16 protein-coding genes are annotated in these 16628 nt (G+C 44.0%); 3 read left to right on the forward strand and 13 right to left on the reverse strand.

Annotation, left to right across the window (positions count from 1 at the left end; translation table 11 throughout):
• The coding region (locus VM802_RS14545; protein ID WP_325531759.1) for an IS3 family transposase at nt 1-111 on the forward strand (111 nt) is incomplete at its 5' end.
• 230 nt (nt 112-341) lie between these two features.
• Here VM802_RS14545 and VM802_RS14550 read toward each other — a convergent pair.
• The 5 genes from VM802_RS14550 to VM802_RS14570 all read right to left on the reverse strand — a co-directional run bounded on the left by VM802_RS14550 (nt 342) and on the right by VM802_RS14570 (nt 7079).
• Nucleotides 342-1091, reverse strand: coding sequence for a hypothetical protein (locus tag VM802_RS14550; RefSeq protein ID WP_325531685.1), 750 nt, complete (start codon nt 1089-1091; stop codon nt 342-344).
• A 15-nt stretch (nt 1092-1106) separates the two neighbouring features.
• Complete coding sequence (locus VM802_RS14555; protein ID WP_325531687.1) at nt 1107-1892, reverse strand: hypothetical protein; 786 nt, start codon at nt 1890-1892, stop codon at nt 1107-1109.
• 18 nt (nt 1893-1910) lie between these two features.
• Nucleotides 1911-5348, reverse strand: a complete 3438-nt coding sequence (locus VM802_RS14560; RefSeq protein WP_325531689.1) for a TonB-dependent receptor — start codon at nt 5346-5348, stop codon at nt 1911-1913.
• Between the two features lie 99 nt (nt 5349-5447).
• On the reverse strand, nt 5448-6407 hold the full coding sequence (locus VM802_RS14565) for a FecR family protein (protein WP_325531691.1): 960 nt from the start codon (nt 6405-6407) through the stop codon (nt 5448-5450).
• A gap of 93 nt (nt 6408-6500) precedes the next feature.
• Nucleotides 6501-7079: an RNA polymerase sigma factor gene (locus VM802_RS14570; protein WP_325531693.1), complete on the reverse strand. Its 579-nt coding sequence runs from the start codon at nt 7077-7079 to the stop codon at nt 6501-6503.
• A gap of 324 nt (nt 7080-7403) precedes the next feature.
• Between VM802_RS14570 and VM802_RS14575 the strand changes: the two genes are divergently transcribed.
• Together VM802_RS14575 and VM802_RS14580 are read left to right on the forward strand one after the other, a co-directional pair.
• Nucleotides 7404-7766: a DUF1801 domain-containing protein gene (locus VM802_RS14575; protein ID WP_325531695.1), complete on the forward strand. Its 363-nt coding sequence runs from the start codon at nt 7404-7406 to the stop codon at nt 7764-7766.
• Between the two features lie 28 nt (nt 7767-7794).
• A complete protein-coding gene (locus tag VM802_RS14580; RefSeq protein WP_325531697.1) occupies nt 7795-8421 on the forward strand; it encodes a class I SAM-dependent methyltransferase in 627 nt (208 codons plus the stop codon).
• Here the strand turns inward: VM802_RS14580 and VM802_RS14585 are convergent.
• From VM802_RS14585 to VM802_RS14620, 8 genes are all read right to left on the reverse strand, one after another.
• Nucleotides 8418-8708 (reverse strand): hypothetical protein, encoded by a 291-nt coding sequence (locus VM802_RS14585; protein WP_325531699.1) that lies wholly within the window; start codon nt 8706-8708, stop codon nt 8418-8420. The two genes, VM802_RS14580 and VM802_RS14585, sit on opposite strands and share 4 nt — an antisense overlap.
• Before the next feature lie 43 nt (nt 8709-8751).
• On the reverse strand, nt 8752-9555 hold the full coding sequence (locus VM802_RS14590) for an alpha/beta fold hydrolase (RefSeq protein WP_325531701.1): 804 nt from the start codon (nt 9553-9555) through the stop codon (nt 8752-8754).
• 68 nt (nt 9556-9623) lie between these two features.
• A complete protein-coding gene (locus tag VM802_RS14595) occupies nt 9624-10238 on the reverse strand; it encodes a Crp/Fnr family transcriptional regulator (RefSeq protein WP_325531703.1) in 615 nt (204 codons plus the stop codon).
• A gap of 31 nt (nt 10239-10269) precedes the next feature.
• On the reverse strand, nt 10270-10719 hold the full coding sequence (locus VM802_RS14600; protein WP_325531705.1) for a DUF1569 domain-containing protein: 450 nt from the start codon (nt 10717-10719) through the stop codon (nt 10270-10272).
• Entirely contained in the window at nt 10716-11138 is a 423-nt protein-coding gene (locus tag VM802_RS14605; protein ID WP_325531707.1) for a VOC family protein, read from the reverse strand. The genes VM802_RS14600 and VM802_RS14605 overlap by 4 nt, the downstream gene beginning before the upstream one ends.
• Nucleotides 11139-11177: 39 nt before the next feature.
• On the reverse strand, nt 11178-11666 hold the full coding sequence (locus VM802_RS14610) for an AraC family transcriptional regulator (protein WP_325531709.1): 489 nt from the start codon (nt 11664-11666) through the stop codon (nt 11178-11180).
• 295 nt (nt 11667-11961) lie between these two features.
• The gene (locus VM802_RS14615; RefSeq protein ID WP_325531711.1) at nt 11962-12954 is read right to left on the reverse strand and encodes a virulence RhuM family protein/type II toxin-antitoxin system death-on-curing family toxin; all 993 of its coding nucleotides are present in this window, start codon (nt 12952-12954) and stop codon (nt 11962-11964) included.
• Nucleotides 12955-13036: 82 nt separating this feature from the next.
• Nucleotides 13037-16597 carry a T9SS type B sorting domain-containing protein gene (locus VM802_RS14620; RefSeq protein ID WP_325531713.1) on the reverse strand — a complete coding sequence of 1187 codons (3561 nt, stop codon included), beginning with the start codon at nt 16595-16597 and terminating at the stop codon, nt 13037-13039.
• Nucleotides 16598-16628: the final 31 nt, after the last annotated feature.

Here is a 16628-nt window from a genome sequence, read left to right on the forward strand (position 1 = left end):
TTTGAATATATAGAAATCTGGTACAACCGAAAAAGATTACATTCTGCCCTGGGATACTTGTCCCCAGCGGAATTCGAAAGAAACTTAATCAAATTAAATATTGCAGCTTAACTGAGTGTCCATTTTATTGTTGCAATTCCAGATTTGCTATCTTTTACTTGAATGAACAAATTAAGTTCTTCTTTACACACAATAAGCTTATCCATGTCAGTCAATTTGGCCATAACTATACAAAAATAAGTAGTTAAGACCTAATTGACAGCACACGGTCTTCAGGCAATAAAAAAAGTGTGCAGCGATATCGCCACACACCTCGAAAACCTTTTATAATCAGGAAGTGACTATTTTGTTTTCGGCCTTTTGAATAAACGTGCTACTTCGAGCTGAGCAGCACCAGGTGTAACAAAGTAGGCGCGTACCAGTCCTTTTTCTTCGTTTTTGGGGAACATTAAACTGTGTTCATCAATCATACTTTTACCCTCACCGTCTTCAAAATACCAGCTATCTGTAGTACCAGCTTTGGTAAAGCACAGCGTATATTGTTTGTCTTTATCTTTAAAGCCTTCCTTCGGTAGATAACTGGCATGTATCCAGGTGCCTGATTTTACGTTTTGAGCGATGTACACTATTTGTCCCGCGCCGTTCTTCAGAAATATATCTAATGCATCATTACTTTGTGGATAATGAATATAGAAACTCAGTTTATTGGTGGCAGGGTCGGCAGTAGCCGGTTCTATTTTCAGTTCGTTTCCGTTAATAAGTACAAAAGGAAAAAACAGTTCCAGTTCGCTGGTGCCAAGGGTTAGCTGCCGCTGGAACACATCCTTACCTGATGTTTTATCTTTCATCTTCAGCAATACCTCTTTTTTAGCAGGAGGATAGGTATATACTCTGCTAAATATAACAGGTTTATTGGGCTGCGTAGTGAAATCGCGGTAAACGGTGGTATCTATCGATGTTTCCAGTTCGGCATCACCAACATTGTAGCCCCATACTTCAACGTTAACTGCTTTCATCAGTTCTTCATCCTTATTACAAGCAGTAAACATCATCAAAAGGACAAGCAATCTGAGTAATCTTATATTTGACATAATCTGTTTAATTTTTTAGTAATCCAAACGGGTATTAAATCTCATCGAACTTCCGCTGGGAAACTCCGAGAAGATATAGAGTTTAGAAGAAGCGGCAGAGGACACAGGTTTGGGGGCACTCGTTGAAATGTCATTCCAGGTGTATGCTGTACCATCCACATAAGGCTTATTGGTACCCGCTTTATATATCCTTACCTGAAAAGACACCGAGGTCATTACGCCATTATAGTCCTGCTTGCCTGTCGTGAATGTGGAAATCGTTGTTGCCTGGCTAAATTCATTCGGCTTCACATTCCTGATCCGGGTAATTTCTTCAAATACCTTTGGCGTTACGAAATATTTACCGATTACAATATCCACCGGTTCACTGTAATTGGTAACATTCGGCATGAACATATAGACAAGACTGATCTTATCAGCCACTACGGCCGGTTTTTCAGGCATATCGCTTACTTTGCCATCCATGTACAGAAAACTTAAAGCAGCTGCGTCATCTCCCTTTTTATATTCCTTCTCCAACACCAGTTTCCCTGTATTTTTTTCACTGATATTCAATTTAACTACATCCTGGTCCCCTTTGAAAGTGAACGCTCCGGATTCTGCAAATGATGCCTCCAGCGCCGTTGATAAAGTAATCGTATCTACTTTAACCGTCAGCGGCTCTTGCGTAGCATTATATCCCCTGATGGTAATGGGTAATACATGTTCCTGGTAGAGAAAATTATCGTTGTCTTTATTACAGGCCGCCAGCAAAAATGTCGCTATGCCGGGCAAAAGCCAGCTTGTTTTATTTATTTTCATGTCGTTTGTTTATTGCTGTTAAAAATTGTAGGATACGGCGAGACTAAACGAAGCACCTATCTTACGGATAAAAGTATCGGCATCGCCTACACGAACTTTTGCCTTTCCATCTGGGGTGTCTTCATAATACCCTTCCTCATACTTTTGGGAAAAACCATTTTTCCATTCATATACATCAGACCATTCCTGCATATTCATGATTTCAGTACCCGGTTTTATGCTATAGGTATTCTTTCCGTTAATAAAAAAGCGGTATGGACTATTGGTGAGGTTACTGATATTCAACCTTACCTGTAGTTTCTTATCCCTCAGGAATTTGTAGCTTAATTGGACATCTACCTGATCGCGTGGCCGCTCCATTTCTGAATAATGAGGCTGCAGACCTACTGTAAAGGTTTTATAGCCCGAGTGGTTGAAGGCGATATTGGCTCCCAGTCGTTCTCCTGCATACTGCAAGCCTATATTGTATAGCACAGGCACTTGTCCGTATAAAGGACGTTTTTCTCTCAGGTACGTTTTCCTGCGGTAGGCATAAGTTATACCGTTGACATCAGCGCCTGATCCCATAGTTTCATAACGTAACCCACTGGCCTGCACCTCAGAGTTTTGTAAGGTCAGGTTTCCGCTGAAATAGAGGTTGTTCAGAAATTTCGCCCCTTTATAAATAAATCCCAGGCTCTTCCGCAGGTCCACTTCCCATCCGTTTACATTGGCGTAGTCGGAATTGGCGGTCAGCAGATCGACGGCGCCACTGGTATTAGTAATATCCAGGTACATCTCCACCGGGTTTTTGAAATGCTTTCTAAAATAACCTGCTGAGATTACCTCTCCCGGTGCAGGATACCACTCCGCCCGCAGATCAAAGTGAGTGATTAATGTAGAAACCACACCCGTATTACGCTGTATACGACCATAGAGGTAGTTAAAACGGGCGAAACTGGAATTCTCTATCAACGCGGGGCGGATGGCCGATTGGGCGAAAGAAGCCCTGATATTAAAGTTAGAGAACGGTGTAATGGTGAGATTGCCTGAGGGCAAGTACAACCATTTCTTATCCTCTGCACGGGCATCGAGGGTTTGATGCACCAGGTTGCCTGTCTCGGGGTCTACATAGCGCTGTTTATCCATATTATCCAGGTTAGCCTGCGAAACCTTATCTGCTGCCTCGTCCTTTATCTTCTCATATTTGTAATACTCTGCCCGGACGCCCCATACCAAACGGAGCCAGCTGGTAAAACGGTTGTCCATCATAACATACACAGCCTGATTGTTATTCTTTCCCTCGTAACGCTTATTGTTGAAGGCAGCCGGATAATAATATATGTTTCTCAAGGGGTCAGTAAAATCAATATTCCACGCTTGTACCGGTTTATAGGCATCCTTAAAGTTCCCAACCACTCCGATTGGCAAAACGCTCCAGTCGTAGCGCCCGTTTTTATCCATGTACTGATAACCGGCCTTGAACACCTGCGCCAACTGTCCGATCTTAAACCTATAACTCATCGCTGCATCAACCATCCAGTTGGTTTCAACATACTTATAGGAAGAGCGGCTCAGCGGGCCTGGGTTAGCCGTGGTGGCCCCTGGCAGATAGTTGTAAATAGTACCGTTCAGCGTTGTAATTGGCCCCAGGCTGGCGTCAACGGCATCTTGTTCATGGTTGGTCACCTGGTTGCGGGCCCCCCCCCAGTCAAACTTAAAACGACCAAAGTTATGCTCCCCACTTACCTTATTCTGTAACAGGTCAATAAACTTGGGCCTGTCGAATTCATGGATAGCAGGATTATCCCCAAACCCCAGATCGTCTCCCCATCCCGTTACACGGAAAAACTGGTTGGCAAATACCCTGGAATAGAAATTACGTGAAATGATTTGATGGTTTCTGCCTTTCCATCCCGCATTTAACAATGCTCCCCAGCTGGTGGTGAAATTGTATTGTTTAGCATTGGATTCCTTGATCTCCTCTCCCGTTGCCGGATCATATAAATTGTTACCCTGCTTACTGAAGGAGCCACGTTCAAAATGTAAGACATCATCTATCGCTTGTTCGTTGCGGTAGCTTAGTGATCCCACTAATCCAATCCGGCTGTTCTTCAGATCATAGCTACGTCCCAGGCTAAACTGATAATTCTGCCCCGGAGCAGCTTTATAGGTACGCGTCCCCAGTCTTTCCAGACCACCTATCCTTTTGTTTTGTGCCGCGATCATTTCCGGAGTGATTTTTTGAACACCTGGAGGCGGAATATGGTCATATGGCTTTTGGGGGTTATAATTACCCTGCGTAAATGTGAGGAGCTCTTTGGGAAAATGATTTCTATCACCGTCATCAAAACCCAAATAATCATTCTTCCCACGTTGGTAACCCATGAATTCTTTACCTGTACTACCATTGATGTATTTGGTACCGAAACTGATAGTGGTAAAATTGTTATCGGCGACGGCCATCGTATTGATCTGCACCATCCCCCCTCCAAAACCAAACCCCATGTCAGGTGTGGCTGTTTTAGATACGACAACATTATCTACCAGGTTACTGGGAACGATGTCAAATTCAAAGTCGCGCACCTGTACATCGGTGCTTGGCAGGGCGGCTCCGTCCATCATAGCGATATTATATCTCTCAGCAATACCGCGTACTACCACCCGCCTGTTGTCTGTTGTACTTACGCCGGAAATACGTTTCAATGTTTCTCCGATATTTTTATCCGGTAACTGAGCAATCTGCTCTCGGCTGATGCCATTGGAGATACCAGCTTCGTTTTGCTGGCGGCTGTACAGAGATGCAGTGGTTTCCTTTCTGGCAGAGGTTTTCACCACCACCATCGCCAGATTTCCTTTCTGCCTCTTAAGCGTGGCATTTAAAGTAAACGTTTCGTTTTCATTGATGACAATACCACTCACTTCCTTGCCGCCATATCCCATGGAACTGATCATAACTGTATAATGTCCTTCAGACAACGGTAATGAAAAATTACCCGCATCATCTGTAACCGATCCCACTTCACCTATGCGGATAGTAGCACCGATCACTGGCTCACCATTTTCTTCGTCTATGACCTTACCGACAATGCGGCCTTTATCTTTCTTTGCTGGAACGGTAACAGCTTTCTCCTTTTCAAATAATACAATCCCCCCTGCCACCTCTCTATAACCGACATTTGCTTTCTGCAATAAATACTGCAGAATTTCAGATAAGCCTGCCTGCTTAAACTCTTTCGGAGCGATACGCCATTGCGCAAGCCGTAACTTACCAGCATCATACGCTATATTTACCGGGCAGGCCTCCTTCACCTGCTGCATGGCAACATCCAACGTAACATTTGCAAATCGAATAGACAGTTTTACCGTTCCCGGCGACTGTGCCTTTAATCCGGATGCCGCCAGCATCAGGCAATACAGCATCAGCACAAGCCTTAGTTTGGTTGAGGCCAATGCTCCTTTTTCTTTTTTTTCCATACCTTTATGATTGCTTTTTTTTAGATGGTAATGTTGCTTTCGTCAAAAAATGGCATTACCAAAATGTTTGGCAAATCCCGTTACCAGCGGGATTTGCTATTAATATAATGTGATTGTTTTTCCTTGTATCCTATACCGTATATGATGAACTGCTGCCAGGGAGGCAATAATGTCATTTACAGAAGTCCTGTGTATAAAGAATTTAGCGTCATAATGCAGCCCACGGATTTCGGCATCGGAGGTAACCAGCGCTACGCCATATATTTCTTTTAGCTCAAAAGCCACTTCTGAAAATGTAGCAGACTCCAGCAGCAACACCCCTTTCCGCCAGACCAGCGCCTGCTTCCAATCCAGGCTGTCGATATGGGCATGCCTGCTAGTCCGCTCCCATTGTAATCTTTTCCCTTTTGAAAGCTCCGTTATTACCTCCGCACTATCGCTTACCTGTACCCGCCCGTATTGCACCCATACCTGTATCGACGGCTGATCACCATATGCCTGTATGTTGAAGGCAGTCCCCAGCACTTTGGTTTCCAGGTCTCCTGTCTTCACAATAAAAGGTCTGGAACCATCCTTTTGCACCTCAAAAAATGCTTCTCCTGCCAATTCAATGCGCCTGGCTTCTTTTCCGTATTGAGAACTGTATTGCAGCATAGTACCGGATTTCATCCATACCAGTGTACTGTCGGGCAACAGTATTTGTTTCACTTTTCCCAAAGGAGCTGTTATCGTAAAATACCTGTTAGGTTCTCTGAAGCGGTTAGCCAGGAAAAACCAGGAAGAACCAATCACTAACACGGCAATACAGGCGGCGGCCGTTAACCGGCTCCGCATGGACACCACTTTCCAGCCAATATCATTGTTATTTATCCGTTCCAGGATCTGCAATTGAATGCTCCCCTTGACGGAACTCCTTTTCCCCTCTTCCTGCCAAAGCTCAATAGGCTTCCTGTCGTCTACCGAATGATACCAGTCATCAACAAGTCTGCGCTGATCTTCATTTGTCCTTCCCAATAAATACTGCCGAAGTAATTTTAACCGGTTATGTCGTTTCATCATATAACAGTCCTCCTGTTATCTACATACCGGTTGGGGGCTGTAGTACTATAATTCCAATGTTACCGAATTGTGAATTCCTGAAAGAGGGCTTGATTACAGGACAAAAGGCAGGAAAATCACGTGGCTTTGCAGGCGGTAGCGAAGCCTTTTAAGGGCGTTGTGTACCTGGTTTTTGACTGTCTGCTCTGAAATAGACAGGCGTAATGCTATCTCTCTGATGGATAGTTCCTTTTCATAACTGAGAATAAAGACTTCCCGCATTTTATCGGGCATGGAGGCAATTTCTGATTGAACTTTTTCCCTTAATCTGTCAAATTCGTCATGATCCTTCTTTTTCTGTTCCGTTTCGTCAGGCAGGCTATAAACAGATAACGGTAGATCCGTGGTGCCTTGTTTGGCCTCCCGGTAGATGTGGCGGATAACACTATATTTTAAAGCAGTAAATAAATAAGGGCTCAACTTATCTTCAACAGTAATCTGTTGCCTGTTTTCCCAGGCGTGAATAAAAATGTTCTGTACAAAATCTTTGGCTGTCGCCTCATCAGCCAGCCTGCGGTAGGCCATCGAAAACATCTCATCCCAATACCGTTCAAACAAACACGTAAACGATGCCGTATCACCGTGCTTTACCTGTTGCCATAAGGCGGCATCATTTAAAATGTCTCTATCCATTACAAATTACCTTGCGGGCGCAAAGATATAGTTACAGTTTTACTTAAATGTTATTCTTTGCTGTGTTCCTCGCAAGTGACTCCAGGCCGGCAATCTCTAATGACATCGTCACATCATCTTCTTCTCAGTGGATGGACAGGCGTAGGTACACAGCTCAATGGCATTGGTAACATTGGTATTGACAAAGTTTATTACAATGGCAACAAAGGCCGTTGATTTCGTTACAGTAGGTAGAAGGTGTAAAGAAACTCGGTATTGAGAAATCATATACAAGAAGGACCCGGAAAATACAGAAGTAGATATATTTGTACCAGTGAAAGCGTCATGAAAGCATTAGACAATTTCTATCTCCGTCAAGACGAACCCATCAAGTCAATATTTTTTGCCTTGCAGGAAATCATATTATCTACAGATAAAGACATCACACACGAATTGAAATACGGGATGCCATTTTTCTGTTACAAAGGAAAGATGTTCTGTTATTTATGGACACATAAAAAACATCAACAGCCCTATATTGGCATTGTGGAGGGAAAATACTTCGAACAATCTTTCCTGATACAGGAAAAACGTTCCAGGATGAAAATAATGTTGCTCGATCCGGAAAAAGACCTGCCAGTCAAAAGAATAAAATCAATTATTCAGCAAGCGCTGAAGCTATACAAAACAGGAGTTGTCCGCATTTAAGTTTCGTTACAATTTTTAAACACCCATTATGAAGAATGATACCGGGAAACCAGAATTCTGGGAAGCTGCTTTCACTGAAAAGCAGGAGATGTGGGGGTTTGAGCCTTCTAACTCAGCCGTATTAACAAAGGACCTCTTTGTTGAAAAAGCGGTAAAGAATATGCTCATCCCCGGAATTGGCTATGGCCGGAATGCGCAGATTTTCAGAGATAGTGGAATAACAGTAACCGGAATTGAGATATCAAAAACAGCTATCGAAATGGCACAAAAACATTATGGCACAGACATGATTATTCATCATGGTTCTGTAACCGGTATGCCATTTGACAATAACAGTTATAACGGCATATTCTGTTATGCGCTGATTCATTTACTGGATAGTGATGAAAGAGCAAAACTAATTCGCGACTGCTATAATCAATTAACAGAAAATGGCTATATGGTTTTTACCGCCATCTCGAGAGAGGCGCATATTTATGGCACAGGCGAGTTTATCAGCAAGGACCGTTACGAAATGTTCGGCGGAGTGAAGATGTTTTTCTACGATAGGAAATCTATCCACACAGAGTTCGATCAGGCCGGATTATTTGAAATCACGGAAGTAGCCGAAAACTATCCACTCTTTTTAATTAAATGCAGAAAGGGGAACGTTTAGCGTATTGCTCGAAAATCCCAGCTGCGATTCAGCGAGTCTTCCAGCCGGAAAGCCACAACCTTACCTGATTGCGATTCCAATGAGGTAAAGATATATCGTTCCTCACGCGCATAATTGTACGTGAACTCGAGAAAAGTTTTCCCGTAAGTGTGAGTTACGTTCCAGGTTCCGAGCTTTTCCCATCCTGCACCTTTCCATTCCATCCCATGTTCATTTCCATCCTGAAAAAATCGTATCGTGTCTCCGGATGCTGCATTATGATAATATTCACTGGCAAATGACAACATAAGACAATATTCTCTCTGAAGTTACAACTTATACAGAAAAAGATTACTGCTGCGTGTTGGCGTTAAGAAAACCAGGAATCATAGCCATCAGTAAATCTGTCTTTTGAGTTAATGCAGTGTGCATGGTTCCGGGTAATATGGCCAGCTGTGAAGGGGACATCGACAACTCACCTATACCACCGCCACCCAATAGTCGATGCAATTCTACCACATGCCCCGGCTGAACAATATCTGCGTCTCCTGCAATAATCAGCACAGGCACTTTAATGCGCTGAATGTCATCAGCCGGCCAGTCTTGTAATTGCTGGTTGAAGGTGGTTACCTTGGCAAGATGCATAGCCCAATCCTGCGGTCGCGGAGCAGTACGGAGATATTCCGCTTCATAAGGAGTACCTTTCAATCCGTCAACAGTAAGCAGTGTTTCCAGTTTGCTGAGATCCGGGTGCCGTCCGCGGCTTGTGTAAGTAACAGAAGCCAGGATAAGCTTACTGACCAGGGCAGGCTGACGCATGGCTATCTGCAATGCAACGCCTGCGCCGGTACTATAACCGAAAAAGTCAGCGTGTTTTATGTTCAAAATACTCAGTAACGCAATAACGTCATCTGCAAACTGCTCATAAGAAAGCGGACGATCAGGAATATCAGCGGTGTGGCCATAGCCCTGAAATTCAAGCGCAATAACCTTTCTGTCAGTTGCCAGCAGCGGAATTAAGCTACCGAATGCAGTACAGATACCGGATACCGCTCCGGGCAGAAGAATAAGCGGTTTTCCGTCTCCATACACTTCATAATACATGCTCAATCCGTTGACATTTACATAGTGTCCCTGACTTGGTATAGTGGTCATAGTTTTCTGGTTTGCTTAGTTGCAAAGTTCACGAGCAATAAGCAAACATTTCTTGGTCTGCACCAAGATCAGAATTTCACATGATTGAACAGCTTACTAAAGTTCGTAGGATCTATTCCCAGGTAAGATGCAATATATTTGTGTGGCACCAGGTGCAGCAGCTGCGGGCTTTTTCGGCAAAATGTTCTGTACCTTTCTTCTATCGTCATGGCACGCAGGTCGATATGCAGATCTATCATGCCGGCCAACATAGCTTCCGTCATCCGCCTGAAGAGTCTTTCTATTTGCTGGGATTGGTCAACCAACCTTTGCAGGTCCTCATAGCTGAGGTATTCCAGCTCACTATCCGTCAGACAGGTTAGAAAGTATTTTGAAGGTACCTGAAATGAAAAGGACTCAGCAATAGCACATAAGTTAGGAAAGTAGCTAAAATGAATAACGTAGGTTTTATCATCGGTGTCGAAGTAAGCCATCTGTACACCGTTTTTTACGAAGTACAGTTCCCGCTGGATCTGCCCCGGTACAGTAATGAACGCTCCTTTCTTGAATGAGCGTGGCTTCAGGTTGTCCGTCAGCAAATGATAGTCTGCTATGCTGATGTCGTGAAATTGTTTGAAGTACTGATAGCGTTCCATAAGATCAGAGCCAGGCACAAAAATATCGGAAATAATTCCAAATTTCATACTGCCTGACTAAGGTCTCATCACACCTGATCTACGCTCCAAATTGTCTTAAATGATGATCAAAATGTTTATACGCCAGGATTCCAATCTGTTCGTATGTCATTTTCCCAAAGAAGTCATGAATGAATGCAGGATTTGAATAATTTTCATATTCGTCTATCTGACTAACCCAGATCTTTTTCTCTTTTTCCACATCGCCCTGGCCTTTCACAGTAAAGGCTTTCCCCGTAGGCATATTCTTCAGCATCGGCCGGTCATCCTTTGTATTACTTTTCAAAGCCATACTCCCGAATATCCTTCCCAGTAAATCCCGTTTGTATGTGGGGTTGTTTTTACCAAATACCCAGTCATTCCAGATCGTACAATGCTTTGCCATCTGATACACATTCATTTTACCCCAGTTCGCTTTGCAGTGTTCATCGAGTGAGTTAATCCTTTCGATTAACTCACTCCTGACTGCTTTGTCAAATATCGTTTTCATTTGCCAAAATTGTTGATGGGTTGTAATGAAAAAAAGTTTCCGGAATCATCTTTGAACAGTGCCTCAGTACCATAAAACTCTTTGGTAGGTGGTTTGATAAACTCCACTCCTTTTGCTTTGAGCTCTTCGTAGGTAGCAAAAACATCATTACAGGTAAGTACCCCGCAACCAAACACACCCTGCTTTATAAGTGATATCAGGGTTTCAGCGGTTTCTTTCGGAAATATCTTGCTCACTTTTACCGGAAAAAGCACCAGTTGTAAATCCGGCTGCTCTGGCGGAGAAACGGTTAGCCAACGTGCGTCTGGGCCCATGGGGATATCATCCACAAGTTTGAATCCTAATTTATTCACGTAGAAATCATAAGCGCTATCCTGGTTTATGACGTGAATATTGGTGATGGTCATTTTTGTGATCATAGTACATCTGTTGTTGTTGAAGCAAAGGTCAACAACAACTTAAATATTCCCTTCTTCAAAATTGCTATTTTCCAGCCAGCCGTGCTGATAGGCGTAACATCCGGGAACAAATGTTAAAGGGGCCTTACGGGCCTGCTCTTTGGCCTCTTTATGGCGCGCTGCGTAAGAGGAAGGTGATTCGCCTGCTACCTTCTTGAAAAGTCCGCTGAAGGTGGTTATGCTCTTAAAGCCTACTAGAAAACAGGCTTCGGAGACAGTTTTATCATTCCGTAACAATTGCTGAGCCTTTTCAACTCTCACTGATATCAAATACTGATGGGGGGTCTTTCCATAAATAGATTTAAAGAGACGAATAAAATGAAACTTGGAAAAATAGGCTTCGTCAGAAATATTGTCCAGATCGATCTCCTCAGCGTAGTTATTGTCAATAAACAGCTTAGCCTGCACTATACGTATGTATAGATAGAACCTGGGATACTCCACGGTTGGAGTCTTTTTGCTATTGCTATGCCGGGAGATGTTGTTCATACATGACAGCTGACCCTGAATATACGTAATAACGCCGAAGATTAATAATCCCTCGCTAAATATTTAGCAGAAAGTGCATGCTATATCAGGCCGGTCTGCTACGCTTCATTGCTTTTTATCTTTGTGTCTGAAAAGCAGAACGCTAAAGTTGTATCAGGGAATAATTTAACGGAGAGATGTTTTGCAGGAAGAACAGATGATTTTTCTCTCGGGAATGCAGAACAGATCATCATTGCGACGATATAAAAAAAGCTTCAGGTAATACCGAAGCCTTTATCCTTTTAAGGACCTTATGTTAGTTATAGTCGTTAATAAGATTGACTACCACCTGTGCAATAATATCTTTTTCATCCGGATTGCTTTCTGCAATCATCAGCGTAAGTGCAACAAGCGCATTATCTGCAATCCGTTTAGTTCCATCCGTCCTGTATAAGATATTATTTTTTTCAAGAAACCATACGAAGAGAAAAGCAGCAATCCGTTTATTTCCGTCAGAGAATGAATGATTCTTGACAACGAAATACAAAAGGTGCGCGGCCTTTTCTTCAATACTGGGGTATAGTTCATGTCCATTAAAAGATTGATAAATGGTAGCAATGGAGCTTCTAAAAGAATCATCCTTCTCATTACCGAACAATTTACTCCCGCCAAACTTATCTCTTAGCCCCTGAATAGCCTTCAATGCATCTCCATAAGTAGCAATAAATACCTGTTTTACATGAGTAGCTTCTATGGTCAGGTTACGATGGTCGTACTTATCCAAAGTATCCAGCGCATAGGTATAATCAGTAATTACCCTTAACAGGCCCGTTGCTTCATCAGAAGATAAATTCTGCTTATCCAGTACATTTCCCATAAGTTTCACCGCTTGCTTCAGCGTCTCGAACTGCTGACTTTGCTCACGCAACCGTTTTTCATTAAGGGAATAACCATTAACCAGGTATTCTTTCAGAATTTTATTTGCCCAGGTACGAAATTGCGTGCCTCGCTTGGATTTAACTCGGTACCCTACTGATATAATAACATCCAGCGAGTATTGCTCAATTTTACGCTTAACCCTCCTTCTTCCTTCCTGTTGAACTGTCAAGTAATCCTTGACAGTTGCCTTCCTTTCAAGCTCACCTTCATTAAAAATATTATTTATATGAAGACTGACATTTTGTTTAGTACTTTGAAATAGTTCTATCATTTGGTTTTGGGACAGCCAAACGGTATCATAATCAATTGTAACATCTATTGATGTTTCTCCATCTTCAGTCTGATAAATAATTATTTGATCTGTTTCCATTGTCAATCGCTTATGAATATAAAGATAATACGACAGAAATTGTCAATGGTTAACTATATGCAAACAATCAGGAATTGCGTCTTTACCTTATCAACGTTACCGTCCCTTTAATAATCTGCACAGAGCCATCGGTAAATTCAATAGTAGCGAAGTAAACATATGTTCCTATATCGGCCCACTGCCCGTTGAATGTACCGTCCCATCCATAACTGCGGTCGTTGGCGGGTGTATTGATCGCTTCAAATATTTTGTTCCCTGCACGGTTAAATATGGAAAGGTTCTTCACCTTTTGAATGTCCAGGTTGCCGATTACATAGAAGTAGTCATTTTGACCATCACCATTGGGAGAAAAGGCGTTAGGCATGGTAATCCCGGCCCCCACAAATGTTTTAATCTGTACATACGCCGTATCCGTACAATAGTAATTATTGGCAACCGTTACACGGTATTTCATGGAAGATGTAGCAGCGGCCACCGGATCAGCACAGCCGGTGCAGGATAAGCCCGATTGCGGCTCCCACAGATAGCTGGTGACTATTCCCCCACTCACGGTTGTATGCAGTTTTACATTGGCGGGTCGCGGCAATGTGATTAAGTCAGGCGCCGCCGTCACAGCAAACGGCTCATAGTCAAGATCGCTACGGTTGTTTTTATAGTTTGTTTCGTTAAACACAAATCCCTCCTTCTCATTTACCAACGCTGTCACTTTGTTGGTGCCAGGTGCATTCAGTACATAAGTAAACTCACGACAGTCACCGGCTTCCGGAGCAGGAGTATAATAACGGGGAAGCAGCAGCCTGGTTGTTGGATCAGCCGGATCGCCGTTATAAAATGATACCGGTATCTTCTGAAAAACAGAATCGTAACCATTGGACATACATATCCGGAACTTCACGAGAATATGGTCGTTGTCATAGCAATTTGCAGACAGTAACGCCACTGTCATGTCCGGTGGAAAAATGTGTACATACTGTTCTGCTTTCAAAACGCAACCATACTGATTGGCCATTTGTATACCCACCATACTGCTGTCGAGCATTTTCGCTACCGGCGATGCACAGGTATAACAACTAAGCGTATAGGCATCGCTGTTATCCCATCGGAGCGATACAGGAGTAAATCCAGTTACACCGTAGTAAAGATTAAAAGGCGCTTTGCGGAAAACGGTTGTATCCTTGGGAAAGACAGACAACACCGGCGGTATATAGTCCCAGGTATAGGTATTATTATCATAAACGGATTCATTCAACCCTGTTGCCGGTGGATATTTCAACCGGTCTTTGTTCACAATGGCCAATACTTTACCAGTGGCGGAGCTGTGGATATATTGCCCGTAATTACTGCTACATGCCCCTGAAGTCGCCATAGGCGTGATAAAACTGTTGCCAAGCTTTATTGCGGCGGGATCGCCGGGAGCACGATCATAAAAGTCCACCTGCAGGGAAGCCGGTACGTTTCCTTTCGTATAGGCATTACAAAGCGAGAAATCCACATGCAGGCTGTCGCCGCGGGAACAATCTACATTATTCAGTTTCACCGAATAATCGTCTACTACCGGGATGTGAATAGTGGCCATCGTGTCGCTGAAGCAGGCGTATTTTGAGTAGGCGCGCACTTTCACAGTGGTAACTGTATCCAGGCGGTACGGCGCCGTGAACGTAGCATTGATACAATTAATACAATCCAGGTAAGGGGAACTCTCCCAGGTAGCAGTAGCAATAGCGCCGCCAGCAGATACCGGTTTTAGTACCAACTGCTCCTGCGGCGTCAGTGTATAGTCGCCGGGAGCCAGGGATACACGGAACCTGAATCCCTTCTTTATGCTTACGTTATTACCATAATTCAATTCTTCCACGACTGTATTGGGCAATGCCAGCGGGAAAGTGCTGCCATTGTCATTCATGACAGTCACCAGGGTATCAATATTCGCACGGGCAGCATCTACGATAGTAGTGTATAATACAGATACACATTTCCCCGGAAGATCATCAGGCAGCAGAAAAGGAATCCCCAACCGGTGACCTTTACCGGCGCGGGGATCATCATCGTAGAAAGATACTGGCGTACCTTTGGGAATGGTTTTGTATCCCCTGTTTTCAAAATAGATCTTTACTCTTAATTTATCCTGCTGATAACACTCCACCGATGACACATATACCAATCCGTCAGCAGTAGGATCATCCACTATTATAGTAACGGGGTTTGTATAGTCTTCACAGTGACCATCGGTAGCATACAGGCGAACCTTGTAATTACCGGGCGTTTTGAAAATATAATCCAGCTGCTCATCTGTACTCACCACCTGTTCTGCCATGCCTTTGTCGTTGCTGATCAGCCATTTCCAGGAAGTCGCATTGCGGGAGCGGTTGGTAAATATAACATGATCCGTTTCCACACCTTCTTTGGAAGCAATCTTCCGCTTGTCCGGATAGAACCTTGCAACTACCCCGCAACTCACGGGCATAGCATCTGTAGTGGATGCATGGCAGCCACTCACGTTATCGGTCACACGCAACTCCAGCAGGTAGGTCTTTATATCGGTAACGGTCAGCGCCAGTGTTGTACCGGTACCAGCAGGTACGCCATCCACAAGCCACTGGAGGGTTTGACCAGGAGCAGAGACTGCTGTGAAGGTTACCACATCGCCAACTACGGGATAGGCAATATCACGGGTAAAAGAGGCTGTCACAGCAGCGCCGCATGGATCATTGCAAACCATAGTCGGCTGCATCAATGGCAACGCAGCCGTGATAAAGTTGCGCATTCTTTCTGCCTGTCCAAGTGTAAAACCCAGTATACAACCCGTTCCCGGGCCATAGTCCATAAAGTTGTCCGGCAGATCAGGTACATCTATTGTAAAGCCGGAAAGGGTATCAGTGCTGCATGAGTTCTGTGGCACACTGCAGGCATAACCACCGGTAATGGTTTTCTCAGGCGGCGTATCACATACCATGTCTCCATCTGTAAGGCAATCGTCATTCTTACAATCCCTCGCAGCGAAAGTGTGGGCAAGGCTAAGATAGTGTCCCATTTCATGCGCTACCAGGTCTACTCCGAGACCACCCACCACAATGTCGCCACCTGCGCTGGCATATCCACCCATTGTGAGGCGGCTCCATTTGCCACAACTGAAATCCTGCATGTAATCAGACCTGATAGTAGACACCACCCATATGTTGATATACCGGCTTCTGTCCCATGCGCCCATGGCGGTGATTTCACCACCCTCCATGTCCACGTCAAAATCTGAAAGATACGAGTACGTGCGTATGATCCCGGTAGTACGGCCGCCATCAGGAGCCGTTTTAGCGAGACAAAAACGAATCTTCGTATCCGTGCGGCCACCTGTGAAAGCGCCGGAAGCACTGTAAGCCTCATTGAGCGCCTGTATAGCATTGGCTACATCGAGATCCGTATAGGCGCTCATGTTTTCATTGATGATATGCACCACTACAGGCAGTGTAATAACAGCAGGATCCACAGCAGGAGCGCCTGGAACCCTGATATAATGCTGCTGCAACAGCGCCCGGTTGATGGCCCGTTCCCTTTCAAGGAAAGAGGCGTTTTTTCTCCATTGCTCCAACAATCTGTCTGTACCACATGGACGAACAGTAGCTGGCATACCTTCCTGCGCATAGGTCATAAAAGGTAATAGGAATATTAGCACTGACAAT

The organism is Chitinophaga sp. (assembly GCF_035538455.1).
Lineage (GTDB): Bacteria > Bacteroidota > Bacteroidia > Chitinophagales > Chitinophagaceae > Chitinophaga.